The sequence below is a fragment of the Streptomyces sp. NRRL S-378 genome, from assembly GCF_000720645.1.
Lineage (GTDB): Bacteria > Actinomycetota > Actinomycetes > Streptomycetales > Streptomycetaceae > Streptomyces.
The window spans coordinates 70,551-86,004 of the sequence record NZ_JOBX01000011.1 but is presented as its reverse complement, the minus strand read 5'-3'; the positions used below and the strand labels follow the sequence as shown (position 1 = coordinate 86,004).

Sequence of the window (15,454 nt, the reverse complement as noted above, 5' to 3'; positions counted from 1 at the left end):
CATCCGGCCCCGCGACCACGCCCGAACCGGCCCCCGCCCGGCGAACCGCCGCCGTACGCTGCCCCCATGACTCTTGTGGATCTCACCGCGCACGCCGAGGAGTTCAACGCCGACCCGTATCCCTTCTACGAGGCCCTGCGCGCCTCCGGCCCCGTCCACCGGCTGGTGCTGGGCGGCGAACGCGCATGGCTCGTCGTCGGCCACCAGGAGGCCAGAGAGGCCCTCAGCCACCCGGGCCTGTCGAAGAACTGGCTCGGATCGGAGCCGTACGAGGTCACGCAGGTCCACGCCGTCGCCAGGAACATGCTGGACACGGACCCGCCGCACCACACCCGGCTACGGCGCCTGGTGGCCCGCGAGTTCACCACCCGCCGCGTCGAGGCCCTGCGCCCCCGCGTGCAGCAGATCACCGACGGACTGCTGGACGCGATGGAGGCCCTGCCCGAACGCCGGGCCGACCTGATCCGCTCCTTCGCCGTACCACTGCCCATGACCCTGATCTGCGAGCTGCTGGGCGTGCCCGACCTGGACCGGGCCCGGTTCCGCTACTGGTCGGGCGAGATCGTCGCCCCCCTCGACGGCGTCGGCGCGGACCCCCGGGTCCTGCAGGAGATGACCGCGTACCTCTCCGAACTCGTCGCGGCCAAGGCCGGGGCACGGGGCGACGACCTGCTCAGCGCACTCATCCGCACCCGGGACGAGGACGGCGACCGGCTCTCCCCGGACGAACTGATCGGGATGGCCTTCCTGCTGCTGGTCGCGGGCCACGAGACCACCGTCAACCTGATCGGCAACGGCGTACGGGCCCTGCTCGGGCACCCGGACCAGCTCGCCGCGCTGCGCGCCGACCCCGACGGGCTGATCGGCGGTGCGGTGGAGGAGATGCTGCGCTACGACGGCCCGGTGCAGCACGCCACGTACCGCTTCGCCGACACCGATCTGGAACTGGGCGGTGTCCCCATCGAGGCCGGGTCCTCCGTCATGGTCGCCCTCGCCGCGGCCGACCGTGATCCGGCGCGCTTCACCGGGCCGGGCCCCGGGCCGGAGGAGTTCGACATCCGCCGCACCGGCCCGGGCCATCTGGCCTTCGGCCACGGCATCCACCACTGCCTCGGCGCGCCGCTCGCCCGGCTGGAGGGCCGCATTGCCGTCCGCTCACTGCTGGAACGTTTCCCCACCCTGGCCGAGGATCCGGACGCGGGACCGCCCGACTGGCTCCCGGGCACCCTGATGCGCGGCGTGACGAAGCTCCCCCTGCGCTGGTGACCCCGCGCGGCGGAACCAGCCCCGCGCGGCGGAGCGTGCCGGGTCCGCGTCACTCCCACGCGGCAGTTCCCGTACCGCCGCCCCGGGCAGCCCCGCGGCGACGCCGCGCAGCCGCCGCCTCCAGCTCCGGGAGCGGGCCGCCCGGGCCCCCTCGGTGACCGTGACGCTCGCGAGCAGCAGGTCCCCCGCGGAGAAGGAGCCGTCCAGCAGCGGTTGTTCGGCCGACAGGCGCACCGCGAGGAGGACGAACGGGAGCGCCCCCTGCTGCGCGGGGACGGGGCGCAGGTCGGCGGGCCGCACTGCGCCGAGCGGGACCCGGCGCAGGCCGTGCACCGTGCGGGCCAGCCGGGTCGCGTCGGCGGGCGCGGCCTCCCGGCGCGGCGGGGCGAGCTCGCCGAGCGTGCGGTCGAGGTGCAGCGGACGGTCCGTGGGTGCCCTTGTCGGCCCGGTTCGCGTGGAGGTGGAGGGCCGCTCCCAGCCGTACGGCTCACGGACGGTCGGGCCGCCCCACGTCCTCAGGGGGTCGGTGGGGCCAGCGGTTCGAGGCGGCGGCGGAGGAGACAGAACTCGTTGCCCTCCGGGTCGGACAGGACGTGCCAGTCCTCCGTGCCGTCCTGGCCGATGTCGACGGGCCGGGCGCCGAGGGCGAGCAGTCGTTCCAGCTCGGCGGCCTGGTCCCGGTCGGTGGCGTTGACGTCGATGTGCAGGCGCAGCTTGCCGGTCCGCGGGGCGCCTCCGGGGCTCAGGACGAGCGTGGGCTGCGGGCCGCCGAAGCCCGCGTCGGGCGGCCCGATCTCGATGCTGCCGTCGTCCTCGCGGCCGAGTTCGACGTAGCCGAGGACCTTGCTCCAGAACTCGGCGAGCCGTTCCGGCTCGGCACAGTCCAGGACCAGCTCACTGATGCGGCATGCCATGCCGGTCAGTCTACGGAACGAGTTCTGGCTGCACGGGGAGATGCAGACGATGTCCGGGGACGCCACGAACGCGAGCCTCGACCACCTCGGCCGCCTCGACACCGGGGTATCACCGCCCCCCTCAGGCCCCCATGCCGACCCGGGAACCCGACACCCCCGGCGTCCTGGTCACCCGCATCGATCCCGCCGCGATCCGGACCGCACTCCAACAGGCGTCATGAAAGCGGAGTTCCAGCGCAGCGCCGACACCACCAGCCTCAGTCTCCTCGACGACACCTGGGGACCTCCCCCGGGCCCGGTACGACGCCCGGTACGCCGACGAGGCTGATCTTGGCCGTCGGCGAACCGCCGAGGCCAGGGCCTCCGTCGAACGACCCGGCGCCGGGAACGTGCTCGCCCCCTGCCGCCCGCTGGGTTCGCTCACCCACCCGTCCTGAGGCCCCCCGCCCGGCCGATCCCCGAGCCGCCCGACCGGGCGGTGGCCCGGCCCGGTACGCCGTCAGCCCTTGCGGGCCAGCAGGAAGCCCTGCTGCGAGCCCTCGTGCGGGGTCGGCCCGCGGAGCAGGCGGGCCGCCTCGGCCAGTCCGGCCCCGGCCAGCAGGGCGGCGATCCGGTCGGGCGGTATCCGGTACACGTCGAGGTCCACGGGGTGCCCGTACGCGTGGTCCAGCCGGACCCGTTCGTCCCCGGCCTCGAAGGCGACCAGGGCGTGACCGCCCGGCGCCAGCACCCGGGCGAACTCCGCGAACACGCCGGGCAGTTCCGACGGCGGCGTGTGCACGGTCGAGTACCAGGCGAGGACCCCGCCCAGCACTCCGTCGGCCACGTCCAGCGCGGCCATCGACCCCACCTCGAACCGCAGCCCCGGATACGTACGGCGGGCCACCGCCACCATGGCCGGGGACAGGTCCACCCCGAAGGTCCGTACGCCGAGGCCGTCCAGATGCGCCGTCACCCGGCCCGGCCCGCAGCCCAGGTCGGCCACCGCCCGGCCGGGACCGCCCTGTTCTCCGCGCACGCACTCGGCGAAGGCGCCCAGCATGGCCCGGTCCAGCGGCTTCCCGGCCAGATCCGTGCCCAGCAGCCGCGCACAGTCGACGGCGACGGCGTCGTAGGACGCACGGACGGAGTGCAGGTACGAGGAAGCTGTCATGCCCCTGAACAGTAGCCCGCCCGGCGCTCCGGATCATCCTCCGGCCAGCGGATTGGGCAGCTCCGCCCACTGGTCGCCCGGGACGCCCGGGCTCAGCCGCATGAGGGTGAGCGCCTTCGTGGGCAGCCGGCCCGTCAGCAGGGCCTCGGTGTCGGCGGTGGACGGCAGGGCGGTCACCTCCGCGAGGGCTTCGGCGAAGGCTCCGGACGAGCCCGCGGTGGCGCCGAGCGCGCCCGTCAGCAGGGACCCGAAGAGCTTGCGGCGCAGGACCGTCACGTCGTCCGTGACCAGCCTGCCCGACAGCGGCGGCACCGGCAGCCCGTGCGCCCGCAGCCGGGCCGGGCTGATCCGGATGTCGGCGAGGTCGCGGTAGACCAGCCGCAGCGGCTCGCCGGCGGGGGAGAGGACGACCAGGAGGTTCTGCCCGTGGGCCTCCAGGGCCACCCCGAGCTCCAGTACCCGCAGGCACACCCCCAGGGCGAGGCGGGCGAACCGCGTCCGCCAGGCCGCCGAACGGGCCGGCGGGTACGAGGCCAGCGCGGCCACCGGCAGCACCCGCTCACCGGCGGCGGCGTCCGCGTACACCTCCGGCGGCTCGCGCAGCACGGCCGCGAGGTCCGGGCTGTGCGCGGTGGCGGCGCCCAGGGTGCGGGTGATGTGCAGCCGCCCGTCGAGCCGCTCGGCGAGGCCCTGGGCGAAGGCGGACACGGCCGCCGCGGTCTCGATGGAGTAGACCGAGATGTCCCGGACGGAGGAGGTCAGCCGGGCGCTGAGCGCGGTCTTCACGTGCGCGCCGCCGTCGTCGGGCGCCAGCGTGCGCAGGGCCATCAGCGGGTGCGCCGCGAAACCGGTCCGCACCCGATCGTGCTTGAGCACGTGCGCCGCCTGCCACGGGTGCACGGGGACCAGGATCCGCCCGGCGTCACGCAGCCGCGCCGGCCAGTCGCCGGTGACCAGGCACTCCTCCGCGCGTACGGAGACCAGGCCGAGTTCCACCACGGGCCGGTGCTCGGGCGCGTACGCCAGCTCCTCGGCGACCGAGAAACCGGGCCGGGAACGGCAGTTGGGGTGGTACGGATGGCCGTCGACCACCCGCTGCTCCCACTCCCACGCGGCCCGCGCCGGGTGGTCCTCCCCGGCGGGCGGCTGTCCGGCGCGGGAGAGGGCGAGAGAGGCCGTACTGGCGTCCAGCTCGACGGCGAAGTCCTCCCCGTGCGGGACCCCGAGGGCCCTGACGAGCTGCCCGGCCCGGCGATGGGCCCGCCCGTCGAGCAGCAGTTCGTCCACGTAGGGCCGCGTCGCGTACGGGTCCGCGGGCGGGCCCTCCAGCCGCCCGCCGCCCGCCAGCAGCAGCGCCAGACCGTCCGGCGTCGCCTCCCGGCCCACGACCCACGGCAGGGGTTCGACGGCCAGGGCCCGCCACAGCCGGGTGAGCACGGCCGCCCGGGATCCGGTCAGCGCGGCGGTGTACGGGGTGGCGAGCGCGGGCCGTACGGCGGCCAGTCCGGCGGCGACGGCTTCTTCGGCCGCGGAGGGGGGAAGGTGCATGCTGGGCTCCGCCTTCGGAATGTCGCTTCGAGTTCCGCTTCGAATGTGGCTTCACGGGATGATCAAGTAATCATTGCGGATACCGACGATCACGGCTGGTGGTTCCCCCCGCGGACCTCCTGCCCACCGGATGGACCGAATGGAACCAGTGGACCTCAACGCCGCCGCAGACGCGTACGCCGCAGCCCCGCTCCTGAACTGCCTGCTCCGGGAGGCGGCCGACCCGGCGGGGCCGGACGGCCCCGCCGGGTCGGCCGTCCACCGGCTGCGGGGCAGCGGGCGGCTGCTCCGGGTGCGCGGCGGCCGCCGGCCGGAGCGCCCCGAACTGCGGACCGCCAACGGCTGGCACCCCCTCAGCCACACCGAACTGGTCAAACTCGTCTCCGACGAGCTCGGCCGGTTCACCGGTGTCACCAACGACGAACTCCCCGTCGAGATCACCGACAGCCGCGACGCGCTCGTCGCGCTGCTGGCCGCCCGCGCCGCCGCCGAGCCCCCGGCGGACCCGTACATGCTCTCCGAGCAGTCCCTGGTGACGGGCCACCCGCACCACCCCGCCCCCAAGGCCCGCGGCGGTGCGCCGGCCGGCAGCTGGCTGCCGTACGCGCCCGAGGCACACGCCCGCTTCCCGCTGGTTTTCCTGGGCGTGCGCGAGGACCAGGGCGCCGAGGAGGGCGGGCGGGCGGTCGCCGAGGCGATCGACTCCCTCGCCGGCCTCCTCGACGGGCCGCGCCCGCCCGCGGGCTACCGGCTGCTGCCCGCCCACCCCTGGCAGCTCGACCTGGTGGCGGACCGGCCCGCGGTGCGCGAGGCGTTCGCCGACCGGCGACTCCTGCGGCTGGGCGAGAGCCGGCGGCCGGTCTGGCCCACCGCGTCCATCCGGACCGTCCACGTTCCCGGTGCTGCTCCCGTTCCCGGTGCCGCTCCCGCGGCGGACCTCTTCGTGAAGTTCAGCCTCGACGTGCGGATCACCAACGACGTGCGCCGCCTGTGGCGGCACGACCTGCTCGCGCTGCGCCGCGCCGACGCGGCCGTCGAGGCCGGCTTCGCCGCACTGCGCGCGACCGGCTCGGACGCGGCCTGGCTCGCCGACCGCGGCTACCGCACCGCCGCCTTCGCGTTCGAGGAACTCGCGGTCCTGGTCCGGGACGGACTGCGCGCCCACACCCTGCCCGGGGCCACCCCGCTGCTCGCCGCCGCGCTCGCCGAGGGCGCTCCCGGGAGCCCCCGGGCGGGTGCCGCCGACCCCCTCGCGTGGTGGCGGGCGTACCTGCTCCAGGTCGTGCCACCGGTACTCGAACTCTTCGCCCGGCACGGTGTCGTGCTGGAGGCCCACCTCCAGAACACCCTCGTCGCGGTCGACGCGGCGGGCATGCCCGTGCAGGCCCTCTTCCGGGACGCGGAGGGGGTCAAGCTCCTGCCGGACGTGTCGCGGGCGGATGCCTGGGAGCGCCTGGTGTACTGCCTGGTGGTCAACAACCTGTCCGGGATCGCGGGCGCGCTGGCCGATCGGTATCCGGACATCTCGCCGCTCCTGTGGCCGGCCGTACGGGAGGAGTTGCTGCGCTACGCGGCCCGGCGCGGGCTCCCCGAGATCGCCGCGCTCCTGGCCGCCCCCGCGCTGCCCGCGAAGACCAACCTGCTGCTGCGCTGGACCCGGGCCGACGGCGCGGACGCCCGCTACCGTCCGCTGCCGAACCCCCTGCGCGGGTAGGCGGGAGGCGTCCCCGTCAGGGCCCGGGGTGGGGAACCGGCCAAGCTGGGCGGGCTGCCCCGATCTCCTCTCACCCAGAGGTATAGACCAATGCTAGGTTGGTCGGGCAGACCGCGCAGTCCTTGACCACCCGTCAGAGGAGAAGCCATGCCCTCCCCTTCGCGGGGCGGCGGCCCGGCCGCCATGCCCAAGTACCATCGGATCGCCGCAGCGTTGCGCCGCGATCTCGAGCGCGCCGCGCACACCCCCGGCGGGAGACTGCCCTCCGAACGCAGTCTGGCCGCCCGCTACCAGGTCAACCGGCAGACCATCAGGGCCGCCCTCCAGCGCCTGCGGGAGGACGGCCTGGTCGTGACCGGGCGCCGCGGCTCCCGCCCCGCCGTCACTGCCGAGGTCGTTCCCGCCGCGGCCGACCCGGTCGCCTTCGGGCCGGCGTCCCCGGCGCCCGCCCTCACCCGTAGCTGGGTCACGGTGGTCACCGTCCCGCCCTCGCTCGCCGTGCCGCTCGGCATGACCGGCGGGGACCGCACCCTGGTCCATCACCACCGCGAGCGGGGACGGACCGGTGAGACGCTCCGGCACGCCGTCACGTACTTCAGCCCGGACGCCGTCGCCCGCAGCCCCGAACTCGCTGCGTGCCGCAGCCGGGCGGGGCGGGCCCAGGACCAGGACCAGGACCTGACGCCCCTCCGGGACTGGCTGGAGCGGGCCGCGGCGGGCGGCCGGGTCGCCGAGACCATCACCATGACCCGTACCACCCGCCCGCCCGCCTCCGCCTCCGCCTGCGGCCTGACCGTGCGCCGCACCGTGCACGCCCCGTCCGGTCTCCTGCTGGCCGTCACCGACCTGGCCTTCCCCACCTGGGACCACCTGACCTTCCACCGTGACCGCCGTCACCCCGCCACCACCGCGTTCCACATCGGTTAGCGCCCGTCCGTACCCCGTGCCGCGGTGCCCGCCACACCGCGCACGGGTCCGGGCCCGGCCGCACCACCGCGTCCCCGCGTGAGGTGGACCACTCGTGCGTTTGCCGGAGCGAACGCCGGGCATCGGCGCAGCTGGAGCGGAACCTCGCCCTCCGCGCACCGTGCCGGAGACGGGGCGCACGCGGGCGGATCCCGTCCCGCTCCACGGCCGCGCCGTCCCGACCCGCGCGCGCCGTACCCGGTACGACCCGCGAGGTGTATGTGTCCACGCTCCAGGCCGAGCACGTCTACAAGGTGTTCGGCAACCGGCCCGACGACGCCGTGCGCGCACTCGAAGGCGGCGGCGACCGCGCCGAGCTGCGCGCCGACGGAGCCACGGCCGCGGTCATCGACGTCTCCTTCGAGGTCGATCCCGGCCAGATCTTCGTCGTGATGGGGCTGTCGGGATCCGGCAAGTCCACTCTGCTGCGCATGCTGAACGGCCTGCTCGAACCCACCGCGGGACGCATCCTCTTCGACGGCCAGGACCTCACCGCGCTCAGCGCGCGCGAGCTGCGCCGCGTGCGGTCCACGAAGATCTCCATGGTCTTCCAGCACTTCGCCCTCTTCCCGCACCGCAACGTCCTGGAGAACGCCGGCTACGGGCTGGAGGTGCAGGGCGTCCCCCGCGCCGACCGCGAGCGCCGGGCCGCGGAGGCACTGGCCCTGTGCGGGCTCGAAGGCTGGGAGATGGCCTGGCCCGACGAGCTCTCCGGCGGCATGCAGCAGAGAGTGGGCCTCGCACGGGCCCTGGCCACGGACGCCGACCTCCTGCTGATGGACGAGTCCTTCAGCGCGCTGGACCCGCTCATCCGCCGCGACATGCAGGACCAGCTCCTCGAACTCCAGCGCACCCTGAAGAAGACCATCGTCTTCATCACCCACGACCTCAACGAGGCCATGCGCCTCGGCGACGGCATCGCCGTCATGCGCGACGGCCGCGTCGTCCAGCAGGGCACCGCCGAGGACATCCTCACCCGCCCCGCCGACGACTACGTCGCCTCCTTCGTCCAGGACGTCGACCGCTCCCGCGTGCTGACCGCCGACGCCGTGATGACGACGACCCGTCCGCACCGCCCCGGTGCGGACTCCTGCGGCTGCCCGACCGTCACCGCCGACACCCCGCTCGCCGACCTGTGCGCGATCAGCGCGCGCGTCCCCCACCCGGTCACCGTGACCGGCACCGACGGCGCCGTCGTCGGCTCCGTGCCCCAGGACCGTCTCGTCGCCTTCATCGGCGACGAGCAGCGGGCCCCTGTGCGCTGCGCGGAGGTGGCCGCCTGATGCCCCGCATGCCCCTCGGCGCCTGGGTCGACAGCGGAGTCGACTTCCTCCAGAGTCGGCTGTCCTGGCTGTTCGACGCCATCAGCGCACTCGTGACCGGGCTCTACGACGGCCTCGTCGCCGTGCTCTCCGCGCCCGCCCCGCTGCTGTTCGCGGGCATCCTCGCCGTCGCGGCCTGGTGGCTGCGCGGCCTGCTCGCGGGCCTGCTCGCCCTCGCCGGTTTCGCACTCGTCGACTCCGTCGGGCTCTGGTCCGACGCCATGTCCACGCTGTCGCTGGTCCTGGTCGCCACCCTCGTCACGCTGGTGTTCGCGATCCCGCTGGGCATCTGGGCGGCCCGGTCCGACCGGGTCAGTGCCGTCCTGCGGCCGGTCCTCGACTTCATGCAGACCATGCCGGCCATGGTCTACCTCATCCCCGGCATCATCTTCTTCGGGGTCGGCGTGGTGCCCGGCATCATCGCGACGATCGTCTTCTCCCTGCCGCCGGGCGTACGGATGACCGAACTCGGCATCCGCCAGGTCGACGCCGAACTCGTCGAGGCCGCCGAGGCCTTCGGCACCACCCCGCGCGACACCCTCGTGCGCGTCCAGCTGCCGCTGGCCCTGCCCACCCTCATGGCGGGCGTCAACCAGGTCATCATGCTCGGCCTGTCCATGGTCGTCATCGCCGGCATGGTCGGCGGCGGCGGACTCGGCGGCGCCGTCTACCGTGCCATCGGCAACGTCGACATCGGCCTCGGCTTCGAGGCGGGCCTCTCCATCGTCATCCTCGCCATGTACCTCGACCGGATGACCGGAGCCCTCGGCCGCCAGGTCTCCCCGCTGGGCCGGCGCACCCTCGCCAGGACCCGGGCGGCCGTCACCGGCGCCGCCCGCGTGTGGAACCACCGCCCCCGGCCCGCGTACGCCGTCACCGGCGCCGTCGTGCTGGCCCTGGTCGCGGGCGGCCTGAGCGCCTTCGGCGGCTCCGGCGGCGAGGACGGACCGGAGGGCGCCGAGAACATCGGCAAGGGCCGCACCGTGTCCATCGGCTACATCCCGTGGGACGAGGGCATCGCCTCCACCTTCCTCTGGAAGGAACTCCTGGAACGGCGCGGCTTCGAGGTCGACACCCGCCAGCTGGAGGCGGGCGCGCTCTACACCGGTCTGGCCGGCGGCGGCCTCGACTTCCAGACCGACGCCTGGCTGCCCGTCACCCACGCCCAGTACTGGGAGAAGTACGGCAACAAGCTGGAGGACCTCGGCTCCTGGTACGCCCCGACCTCCATCGAGCTCGCCGTGCCCTCGTACGTGAAGGACGTCCGCTCGCTCGCCGACCTCAAGGGCAAGGCCGGGCAGTTCAAGGGCCGCATCATCGGCATCGAGCCGAGCGCCGGCGCCATGGCCCTCCTGAAGGACAAGGTCATGGAGGAGTACGGACTGGAGGGCGAGTACCAGGTCGTCGACGGCTCCACACCCGGCATGCTCGCCGAGCTCAAGCGCGCCTACGACAAGAAGGAGCCGGTGGTCACCGTCCTGTGGTCGCCGCACTGGGCGTACTCCTCCTACGAGCTGACCAAGCTGGAGGACCCCAAGGGCGTCTGGGGCAAGGGCGACGGCATCCACACCCTGGCCCGCAAGGGCTTCGCCGACGACGAGCCCGAGGTGGCCGCCTGGCTGCGCGACTTCAAGCTCACCGAGGAACAGCTCACGGGCCTGGAGGCACGGATCCAGCAGACCGGCAAGGGCAAGGAGCAGCAGGCGGTCCGCGCCTGGCTCCAGGAGCACCCCGAGGTCGGCGCGCTGACCTGACACGCGGCACACCGTGAGGAGCGGCGCAGGCGCCGGGCGCGCGGATCCCGTACGGGAACCCGCGCGCCCGGCGCCTGCACGCGCACCGGCCCGGCTCAGGGCACCAGCACGCGTTCCGGTGCCCCGGCCCCCGGGGCCGGCAGGGGTTCCGCCGGCCGCGGTCGCAAGGGCCACCAGAGGGACCGCCCCAGGAGCACCGCGCACGCCGGCACCAGGACGATCGACAGGACGAAGGCGGAGAGCAGGATCCCTAGCGCCGTCGCGAAGCCGATCTGCTGCGTGGCCGCGACCGGGTTGACCGCCAGGCTGCCGAACGAGGCGGCGAGCACCAGCCCGGCCGTCGCCACGGCCGGAACGGTGTGCCGCACCGCCCGGGCCACCGCCTCCCGGGCCGGACCGGGCCGCTCCATCTCCTCCCGGATCCGGTCGGTCACCAGGATGTTGTAGTCGGTGCCCAGCGCGACCACGAACAGGAACAGCACCAGCGGCAGCGTGAACGCCACCCCGGGCTGGTCCAGGCCGTGCTGGAAGACGAGCGCCGCGGCACCCAGCGTGGCCGCGAACCCCAGCCCCACCGTGAGCATCAGGATCAGCGGGGCGAGCAGGCTGCGCAGCAGCAGGAAGAGGATGAGCGCGATCAGGGCCGCCGCAACCGGGAACACCAGGCGAAGGTCCTCGCCCACGGCCGTCGAGACATCGGCGAACACCGCCGCGGTACCGCCCACATGCGCCTCGGTGCCGGCCGGCTTGTGCGCCGACACCGTGTCACGGACCGGGCCCGACGCCAGGTCGCGGGCCTCCTGGCCGTTCGGGTCCGCGTTCGGGAACAGGTCGATGCGCGCCGCCAGCCGGTCCTCGCTCAGCACCGTCGGGGCGACCTGCCCCACCCCCTTCACCCGGGCGAGCGTTGCGGAGAGGGCGTCGGTCCGGCCGGTGGTGAGCGGGGCGCCGTCCGACGCGGTCACGTAGACGCTGATCGGGTCCGACACCCCGGCTGGCATCGCCCTGGAGATCTCGGCGGCGGTGGCCGCTGCGGCCGTACGCTCACCGTCCGCGCCGCCGGACCCGTAGTCCATCCGTATGCCGGCCGTGCCCGCGGCGAGCGCGCCCAGCAGCACCACGGAGCCGAGGGCCGCCGTGAGGGGCCGCTTGACCAGCCAGGTGCTCAGCCGTCCGGCCGAGCCGCCGCTGCCCTCGCGCTGGTGGGCCCGCGAGGGCCAGAACATCCTGCGCCCGGTGACGGCGAGCAGGGCCGGCATGAAGGTGAGGCTGCCGAACAGCATCACCAGCACGGACACCGCGATGGCCGGACCGAGCACGCGGAACTGCCCGAAGGAGGCCACTCCGAGCGTGGCGAACGCCGCGACGATAGTGAGCGCCGCCGAGGTCACGGCCGTACCCACGCGGCCCGACACCTCGGCCGCGGCGGCCCGCCCCGGCTGCCCGGGCTGCCGGCGCAGCTGCTCGCGGAACCGGAACAGCAGGAACAGGAAGTAGTCGATGCCGATGCCGACCAGGACGACGCTGATCAGCTGCGGGGTGGAGGGGTCGAGGGTGACCCCGGTCAGCAGCGCTACGCCGACCACCGTACCCGTCGCGGCGCCGCCGATGACGGACACGACGATCAGCGGGAGCAGCGCGGCGAGCACGCTGCGGAACACCAGCACGTGCAGCAGCACGATCACGCCGAGCATCACGATGCCGATCACCCGTGCCCGGGTCTCCTCGGCGTCGATGCCGTCCACGGTGGTGGCGAGCCCGCCCGTGTAGCCGGTCCGGAACCCGGCCTCGGCGAACCCGGCCCGGGACTGCTCGCGGAAGGCCCGGTAGGTGTCCTGGAGCCCGGGGTCCTGGGGGTTGCCCTTCAGCTCAACGGACAACAGCCGGAAGGTGCGGTCGGGAGCCGTCATGGCCGGGGCGACCCTCGGGGTCTGCGAGTGGTCCCGGGCGAACGGCGTCTCCTCCTCGGGCTTCGGCATGGCCACCCGGTGCCGGCTCAGCTGCGCGGCCTCCTCGTCGATGTGCCGTTCGTCGGCACCGCTCAGCGGCCCGCCGTCCGACCGGGCGACCAGCACGGTCAGCGTGTTGGCGTCCGGCTTCACCCCGAACCGCTCCTCGGCGACCTTCAGGGCCGCCGCCGAGTCGTAGGAAGGGGGCAGGAAATCGCCGGTGCTGCTCTGGGTGGCGCGGAAGACGAGCGCCTGCCCGGCGATCGTCAGGGCGATGCCGAGCACGGCCCACAGGGCGATCACCTTCCACGGATTCCTCGTCGAGAACCCGGTCAGGGCGCGGATCACGTGACTCCTCAGGTCGATGGGGCGGACCGGGGTTCCCGGCCCGACTCCAGACCATCAGCCGGGGGCCGCGCGATCGTCGGCGTACGGGAGGAAACGCACCCGGGAGCAGGGTCCGTGCCGCAGTCCCGACCAGGACCCTGGTCCTGGTCCGCGACCGGTCCCCGGGACGACGGCGCCGGCCGGCCGGACTGTCAGAATGGAACGACAGGAACCGGCACGAACCGTCCCCGCACCGTGGGGAGCAGGCCGGCGGGGGAGGACCGTCAAGGATGAACAGGGGCGCCGACCGGCTGCGCTGGACGCGCAACGACGCACTGGTGGCCATCGGGGCCGCCGCCGTGGACCTGCTCGGCTTCTCGGTCGGCACCCGCACCGAGGGCATGACTCTCACCCTGTCCGCCGTCTGCGCACTCATGGCCGCCGCCGCGTGCCTGCTGGCCCGCCGCAGCCGGCCCGTCCCGGTGCTCGCCGCGGTGCTGCTCCTGGGGATCGTGCCCAACGTCGCGATCCCGGACGTCACACCGCACTTCCCGGCAGGCCTCGCCGTCGCCCTCTACTCGGTGGTCCGGTTCTGCCAGCCCGTCGTCGCCGCGGCGGCCGTCGCCCTGACCGTCCCGCTGGCCTCGGCGGGCCAAGGCGCGACGCCGGTCCCCTCCGGCTGGTCCCTCGTCGCCAACGCGGCGGCCGCGGCCCTGGTCGCCGGCGCGGCCCTGGTCATCAACCGCTGGCAGCGGGAGGTCGCGGCCAACCAGGCCCTCCAGGCCGAGCGCGCGGTCGCCGAGGAACGCCGCCGCATCGCCCGGGAACTCCACGACATCGTCGCCCACCACATCACCGCCATGCAGCTGATGGCGGGCGGCGCCCGGGCCAACCTGGCCCACGACACCGAGGCGGCCCGCGGGGCCCTCGTCACCCTGGAGGACTCCGGCCGCATCGCCCTGCGCGAGATGCGGCAACTCCTCGACGTCCTACGGGCCGGAGACGAACCGGACGAAACACCTCCGGCGCCCCAGCCCGGTGCCGCCGACCTGGAGCGCATCGTCACCGAGTCGCGCCTGGCCGGAACGGAGACGGAGTTCACCGTCGACGGACCCGTCCGCCCCCTGCCGCCCAGCGTCGGCCTCACCCTCTTCCGCATCGTGCAGGAGGCGCTGACCAACACCCGCAAGCACGCGGGGCGGGCGCGGGCCGAGGTACGGCTGACCTACCGCCCCGACGAGGTCTCGGTGGAGGTCTGCGACGACGGGGCCGGTGCCCCGCCGCCGCTCGCCCGGCCCGCCACGGGCACCGGGTACGGTCTGATCGGAATGCACGAACGCGTAGCCCTCCAGGGCGGAACCATGGAGGCGGCCGCACGCGACGGCGGCGGATTCCGGGTGGCGGCACGCCTCCCTGTCCCGGCCGGGCGGGGCGGCGAGGGAGGGGAACCACACCGATGATCCGTGTGCTCATAGCCGACGACCAGCCGCTGGTCCGGCGGGGACTCGCCCTGATCCTCGGCCCGGACCCGGAGTTCGAGGTGGTGGGGGAAGCCGAGGACGGTGCCCGCGCCATCGCCCTCGCCCACGAACTGCGGCCCGACGTGGTCGTCATGGACATCCGGATGCCCGTCCTCGACGGCGTCCGGGCCACCGAGGAGCTGGCCCGCACCCTCCCCGAGGTCCGCGTCCTGGCGCTCAGCACCTTCGACATGGACGAGTACGTGGTGGCCGCCCTGCGCGCCGGGGCGTACGGCTTCCTCCCGAAGGACGTCTCCCCGGAGGAACTCGGCGCCGCGGTCCGCATCGTGCACGGCGGCGAGGCGGCCGTCGCACCCCGGCTGCTCACCCGGCTGCTCTCCGCCTACGTACGGACCCCCGCGCCGGCCCGCCCGGCCGCCGCCGCGGTCCCGCCCGACATGACCCCGCGCGAGCGGGAGATCTGGCAGCTCCTGGCCACCGGTCTCGACAACGCGGAGATCGCCGCGGAACTGGAGATCAGCGTCTCCACGGTCAAGAACCACATCACCGGCATCTTCGGCAAGCTGGGCGTCCGGGACCGCGCCCAGGCGGTGATCGCGGCCTACGAATCGGGCCTGGTGGAAGCCGGTTGCGGGAGCGGTTGATCACGAAGTGCCCGCAAGAGGACCGGAATCCCCCTGGTGACCGTACCTCTGACCAGCCGGAACACTGGATGATTCGCCCGTGCGGACGAGGCCCGGGCCATGGCACAGTGCGATCGGTCCAACCGCACGATCAGGGAGCCTCCATGCGCGATCCGCACGTCACGCCGCTCGCGGCCGCCCCCGCGTGCCCGCCGGAGCCCGGCCCGCTGCCCTGCTGCCCGCAGTGTGCCGGGGTGCCGGAACGCATCTCCTGGCGCCAGCTCCCGGGACAGCCCGTGCTGTTGGACTTCGAGCCCTGCGGCCACCGCTGGAGCACCCCGGCGCCGCCCGTCCTCGCGGTCACCCCGCCACGGGCGCACGGTCACGCCGACGCCGGCTGAAACGGCGCCGGCGCGTCCGGCCAGCTGGTGGACACC

The 15,454-nt window shown here is 74.3% G+C and carries 13 protein-coding genes; 8 read left to right on the top strand and 5 right to left on the bottom strand.

Annotated elements, in window-relative coordinates; all coding sequences use genetic code 11:
- Window positions 1-66 precede the first annotated feature (66 nt).
- Window positions 67-1,266 carry a cytochrome P450 family protein gene (locus tag IH80_RS0110430; RefSeq protein WP_030959482.1) on the top strand — a complete coding sequence of 400 codons (1,200 nt, stop codon included), beginning with the start codon at window positions 67-69 and terminating at the stop codon, window positions 1,264-1,266.
- On the opposite strand, the gene IH80_RS42090 is transcribed toward IH80_RS0110430, so the two are convergent.
- From IH80_RS42090 to IH80_RS0110415, 4 genes are all read right to left on the bottom strand, one after another.
- Complete coding sequence (locus IH80_RS42090; RefSeq protein WP_158943399.1) at window positions 1,156-1,683, bottom strand: contact-dependent growth inhibition system immunity protein; 528 nt, start codon at window positions 1,681-1,683, stop codon at window positions 1,156-1,158. The two genes, IH80_RS0110430 and IH80_RS42090, sit on opposite strands and share 111 nt — an antisense overlap.
- A gap of 98 nt (window positions 1,684-1,781) precedes the next feature.
- The gene (locus IH80_RS0110425; protein WP_030959480.1) at window positions 1,782-2,180 is read right to left on the bottom strand and encodes a VOC family protein; all 399 of its coding nucleotides are present in this window, start codon (window positions 2,178-2,180) and stop codon (window positions 1,782-1,784) included.
- Between the two features lie 499 nt (window positions 2,181-2,679).
- Window positions 2,680-3,333, bottom strand: coding sequence for a class I SAM-dependent methyltransferase (locus tag IH80_RS0110420; protein ID WP_030959479.1), 654 nt, complete (start codon window positions 3,331-3,333; stop codon window positions 2,680-2,682).
- A 33-nt stretch (window positions 3,334-3,366) separates the two neighbouring features.
- Window positions 3,367-4,881 carry an IucA/IucC family protein gene (locus IH80_RS0110415; RefSeq protein ID WP_030959478.1) on the bottom strand — a complete coding sequence of 505 codons (1,515 nt, stop codon included), beginning with the start codon at window positions 4,879-4,881 and terminating at the stop codon, window positions 3,367-3,369.
- A 130-nt stretch (window positions 4,882-5,011) separates the two neighbouring features.
- Here IH80_RS0110415 and IH80_RS0110410 point away from each other — a divergent pair, with 130 nt between their 5' ends.
- The 4 genes from IH80_RS0110410 (at window position 5,012) to IH80_RS0110395 (ending at window position 10,637) form a co-directional block, all read left to right on the top strand.
- Window positions 5,012-6,595 carry an IucA/IucC family protein gene (locus tag IH80_RS0110410; protein ID WP_030959476.1) on the top strand — a complete coding sequence of 528 codons (1,584 nt, stop codon included), beginning with the start codon at window positions 5,012-5,014 and terminating at the stop codon, window positions 6,593-6,595.
- Between the two features lie 147 nt (window positions 6,596-6,742).
- Window positions 6,743-7,522, top strand: coding sequence for a GntR family transcriptional regulator (locus IH80_RS40695; RefSeq protein ID WP_051809036.1), 780 nt, complete (start codon window positions 6,743-6,745; stop codon window positions 7,520-7,522).
- Window positions 7,523-7,782: 260 nt separating this feature from the next.
- Window positions 7,783-8,844: a quaternary amine ABC transporter ATP-binding protein gene (locus IH80_RS0110400; protein WP_037879452.1), complete on the top strand. Its 1,062-nt coding sequence runs from the start codon at window positions 7,783-7,785 to the stop codon at window positions 8,842-8,844.
- On the top strand, window positions 8,844-10,637 hold the full coding sequence (locus tag IH80_RS0110395) for an ABC transporter permease/substrate binding protein (protein ID WP_030959472.1): 1,794 nt from the start codon (window positions 8,844-8,846) through the stop codon (window positions 10,635-10,637). Before IH80_RS0110400 ends, IH80_RS0110395 begins: the two co-directional genes overlap by 1 nt.
- Window positions 10,638-10,732: 95 nt before the next feature.
- Here the strand turns inward: IH80_RS0110395 and IH80_RS0110390 are convergent, their stop codons facing one another.
- On the bottom strand, window positions 10,733-12,934 hold the full coding sequence (locus IH80_RS0110390; RefSeq protein ID WP_030959471.1) for an MMPL family transporter: 2,202 nt from the start codon (window positions 12,932-12,934) through the stop codon (window positions 10,733-10,735).
- A gap of 269 nt (window positions 12,935-13,203) precedes the next feature.
- Here IH80_RS0110390 and IH80_RS0110385 point away from each other — a divergent pair, with 269 nt between their 5' ends.
- The 3 genes from IH80_RS0110385 (at window position 13,204) to IH80_RS0110375 (ending at window position 15,418) form a co-directional block, all read left to right on the top strand.
- The gene (locus tag IH80_RS0110385; protein WP_051809034.1) at window positions 13,204-14,373 is read left to right on the top strand and encodes a sensor histidine kinase; all 1,170 of its coding nucleotides are present in this window, start codon (window positions 13,204-13,206) and stop codon (window positions 14,371-14,373) included.
- Complete coding sequence (locus IH80_RS0110380) at window positions 14,370-15,038, top strand: response regulator (RefSeq protein WP_030959467.1); 669 nt, start codon at window positions 14,370-14,372, stop codon at window positions 15,036-15,038. Before IH80_RS0110385 ends, IH80_RS0110380 begins: the two co-directional genes overlap by 4 nt.
- Window positions 15,039-15,181: 143 nt before the next feature.
- The gene (locus IH80_RS0110375) at window positions 15,182-15,418 is read left to right on the top strand and encodes a hypothetical protein (protein ID WP_030959466.1); all 237 of its coding nucleotides are present in this window, start codon (window positions 15,182-15,184) and stop codon (window positions 15,416-15,418) included.
- The last annotated feature ends 36 nt before the right edge of the window (window positions 15,419-15,454 follow it).